2 protein-coding genes are annotated in these 4,167 nt (G+C 64.1%); one reads left to right on the top strand and one right to left on the bottom strand.

What is annotated here, in order from left to right; genetic code table 11:
* Positions 1-281 precede the first annotated feature (281 nt).
* Positions 282-2,117, bottom strand: coding sequence for a translational GTPase TypA (gene typA / locus QZZ60_RS10785; RefSeq protein WP_295641289.1), 1,836 nt, complete (start codon positions 2,115-2,117; stop codon positions 282-284).
* A 725-nt stretch (positions 2,118-2,842) separates the two neighbouring features.
* On the opposite strand from typA, the gene QZZ60_RS10780 reads away from it, so the two are divergent.
* On the top strand, positions 2,843-4,048 hold the full coding sequence (locus QZZ60_RS10780) for an MFS transporter (protein WP_295641288.1): 1,206 nt from the start codon (positions 2,843-2,845) through the stop codon (positions 4,046-4,048).
* Positions 4,049-4,167: the final 119 nt, after the last annotated feature.

Below are 4,167 nucleotides of genomic sequence, written 5' to 3'. Positions count from 1 at the left end.
AGGCGAAACAGGGGGGCGCGGGGGGAATTATTTCCCCCGCCGGGGTCCGGGGCGGAGCCCCGCTGCCTTTCCTGCCTTTCCTGTCTTTCCTGTCTTTCCTGCCTTTCCGGGGTCCGGGGCGGCGTCCTGTTCTCTCTCTCCCCCCCCGCGTTGCCTTTCCTGGCATTCTCTTTTCTCCCCTCTCCGTCCGACACGAAAAAGCCCTCCCTGCGGCATGGCAGGGAGGGCTTTATTTCAGGCGTCAGGACTCAGGGAGTCCGGCGGGACGCGCAGGGCGCGGCTTAGACGCGCTTGCGGCCTCCGCCCATGCGGTAGCGTTCGGTGCAGGAGAGCACGGCCTTGCGCAGGCGCAGGGCGTGGGGGGTGACTTCGAGCACTTCGTCTTCGCGCATGAAGTTGAGGCACTGTTCGAGGGACATGGGGCGCACGGGGGTAAGGATGATGTTTTCATCGTGACCGGCGGCGCGCAGGTTGGTGAGCTTCTTTTCCTTGGTGACGTTGACGTCGATGTCGTTGTCGCGGCTGTGTTCGCCCACGACCATGCCTTCATAGACCGGGTCGCCGGGCACGACGAACAGGCGGCCGCGGGGCTCGAGGTTGAACAGGGCGTAGGCCACGGCGTTGCCGGGACGGTCGGCGATGAGGGAACCGGTCATGCGGGTGAGGAAGTCACCACGATAGGGTTCGTAGCCGCTGAAGTCGGAGTTCAGGATGCCGGTACCCTTGGTATCGGTGAGGAACTCGTCACGGTAGCCGATGAGACCGCGGGCGGGCACGGAGAAGGTCAGGCGCACGCGGCCGGTGCCGTTGTTGATGCAGTTGGTCATGCGGCCCTTGCGGAAGTTGAGCTTTTCGGTGACCACGCCCATGTAGATTTCGTCGCAGTCGATGGAGACTTCTTCAATGGGCTCGTACTTCTGGCCGTCGATTTCCTTGAATATGACCTCGGGGCGACCGACGGTGAGTTCAAAGCCTTCACGACGCATGGTTTCCACGATGATGGCCATCTGGAATTCGCCGCGGCCCTTCACGAGGAAGGCGTCTCTGTCTTCGGTGTCCTCCACGCGGATGGACACGTTGCGCAGGGCTTCGCGGTCGAGGCGTTCACGGATCTTGCGGGCCTGCACGAGCTTGCCGTCGCGACCGGCGAGGGGCGAGGTATTGATGCCGAAGCGCATGGACACGGTGGGATCATCCACCTTGATGCGGGGCAGCGGAGAGGGGTCGGCGGCGGTGCAGATGGTGTCGCCGATGGTCACGTCCTCGATGCCGGCCATGACCACGATGTCGCCGGCGTCCACTTCGTCGACGTCGACCATGCTCTTGCCCTTGTACACCTGGAAGCGCGTGGCGCGCAGCGGACGGGGGGTTCCGTCTTCGCCGATGCACACGAGGGCGTCCTTGGTGTGGGCGTGGCCGTTGCGGATGCGGCCCACGGCCAGACGACCGAGATAGTCGGAATAATCAAGGTCGGCCACCAGCATGTGGAAGGGCATTTCAGGGTCGTAGGACGGCGCGGGAATGTACTTCAAAATGGCGTCGAAGAGCGGGGACAGGTCCTTGCGCTCGTCGTTCAGGTTGTTCATGGCGACGGCGTCGCGGCCGATGGCGTAGAGCACCGGGAACTCGAGCTGGCTTTCGCTGGCGTCAAGATCGATGAACAAGTCGTACACTTCGTTGAGCACTTCCTCGGGACGGGCGTCCTTGCGGTCGATCTTGTTGAGCACCACGATGACCGGCAGAGAAAGTCCGAGGGCCTTGCGCAGCACGAAACGGGTCTGCGGGAGCGGACCTTCCGCGGCGTCCACGAGCAGAATCACGCCGTCGACCATGGAAAGGGCGCGTTCCACTTCGCCGCCGAAGTCGGCATGGCCGGGAGTGTCCAGAATGTTGATGCGCACGCCCTTCCAGCCCACGGCGCAGTTCTTGGCGGAAATGGTGATGCCGCGTTCACGTTCCAGTTCCATGCTGTCCATGAGGCGGTCGTCCACCACCTGATCGGCGCGGAACATGCCGCTCTGCTTGAAAAGGCCGTCCACCAGCGTCGTCTTGCCGTGGTCGACGTGCGCAATGATGGCAATGTTACGGAGAGATTCGTTACGGGCGAGAGAGCTCACGTTCGCTTTCCTTTGTTAAAACTTGTTCTTCTGAAATGTCACAGCCGCCGGATGCCGCCTGCGCCGGACGGCCCTGCAAGACCTTCCGACAGCCTGCCTGTGCGGGAACCGGAAGTCCCGAAGCCGCCCCCGGGATTGCCGGAGCGGACGGCCCTGCGGCCCCATGGCTGCATGATTGCTCTTTGAAACAGCGGAGTATAAATAAAGAATCCCGACTTTGCAAGCGTCCCTCTCCCCTCCTTCCCCGGAGAAAGGCGGTCCGACGCGCGTCCCTCAAGCCGCGCGCCCGCCCCGGGGAACGCGTCTTTTCCGGGGGCTTTCCCTCCCAGATCTGCGGACGGCAGAACACGGACGAAGGCAGGCAACGCGGGCTTCCGCCCCGGACGCCATGACGCCGGGCACGCCCGGGCGCTCCGCCGCGGGCCCGGCACAGCCATGAATCCGCGGCCCCGAAGCAAAAATCCGGCATCCGCCGCAGAAAAAAAATCACGCGACTCTTTACGACGGCAACGCTTGGGCATAGGCTCGAGGCACTGCGATGAACGCTGCGCGGCAAAGCCGTGCTTTCCGAGCTGACGGCGACCGCGACGACGGCTTCTTCCCTTCATGCCGCAGTCACGCCGTGCCGTTCCGCGCACGATGCCACCGCCGCAGCCCCCGCCGGGGAAGATTCTCCCCCTCACCTTTTCCGGAACCTTTTTCCGTTCCGATTTCAGGGAGCCGTCATGCACCTTTCCGGCCGCCGTCCGCTCATGGCTCTCATCTACCTGCTGTCGTTCGTGTCCGCCATCGGCAATCCCGTGGTTCTGCCGAGCCTGCCCTTCATCATGCAGGACTTCCAGCTCGCGCCCCTTGAGATGGGCATGATCATTTCCGTGTACGCCCTGCCCGGCGTCTTCGTCATCCCGCTTTACGGCATGCTCAGCGACAGGCTCGGCCGCCGTCCGCTGCTTTTCGCCGCCCTCTTTCTGTGCGGCGCAGGTTCGCTTCTCTGCTGGGCCGCGCCCAGCTTCTTCTGGCTGCTCGTCGGCCGTGCGCTTCAGGGACTGTCCATCACCCCGCTCGAAGCCATGAGCAACACGCTCGTCAGCGACATCACCCAGGGCCGGGAACGTCTGAAACTCGTCACCCGCGTGGCGGCGGTTCAGTATTTCAGCATTGCGCTCACGCCCGTCATCGTCACATGGCTGCTCAATCTCGGCTCCTGGCGGTACGGCTTTCTCTTCGCCGTGGCGCTCGGCTTCGGCTCGCTTCTGCTCTGCCTGCCCGTCGAAATTCCCTACCGGCCCTCGAAAAGCGTCGGCCTCCGACTGTACGGACGCCATCTGCGGGAACTGCTCTCCTCCTCCCGCGTGCTTTCGCTCTTTTCCGTACGGCTCGGGTCCTCCCTGCTCATCTTCGGGGCCGTATATCCCCACCTGCCTCTCTTCGTCGACGAGGGGCTGCATCTTTCCCCGGAAAACACGGCCATGCTCTTTTCCCTCTACGCCGCGGGAATGTTCACGGGCGCGCTGCTCACCCAGTGGTGCACCGCCCGTCTCGCCCCCCGCAGCATAGGTTTTCTCGGCGGCGCGCAGCTTGCCGTGTCCATGCTGCTCCTGCTCACGGCCACCGACCTGCGGCAGGCCGCTCCCGCACTCCTTCTCGTGGGCACGGGCTCGGGCATGCTCAATTCCTGCTGCGCCGGACACGTCTCCCTCACCGCCACGCCGGACACGCGCGGCTCCATCATGTCCGCCTATTCCACCATGTTCCGTCTCGGGCAGGCCGTGGCTCCGCTTCTCTTCGGGCTGTGCTACCAGGCCGGAAGCTTCAACGGTCTGTTCGGTTCCGGCCTCGCCCTTGCCGTCGCCCTCACCGTTGCCGCCGTGCTCTCCTTTGCCTACGCCGACAGAATGGAACACTCCGGGAATCTGCCGCCCCACGAGTGACGCAAGGGAATTTCCGCCCGCCGAGCACCGCCACCGCCAGTCAGCTCCAGACACGCTGTACGGGCGCGGGACTTGCACGGTGGTCATTTCATTTAACGGCGGAAGTGAATTCCGCCTAT

The organism is uncultured Mailhella sp., from assembly GCF_905187505.1.
Lineage (GTDB): Bacteria > Desulfobacterota > Desulfovibrionia > Desulfovibrionales > Desulfovibrionaceae > Mailhella.
Note: the sequence above shows the minus strand (reverse complement) of the source record. Positions and strands in the feature narration are given on the sequence as shown.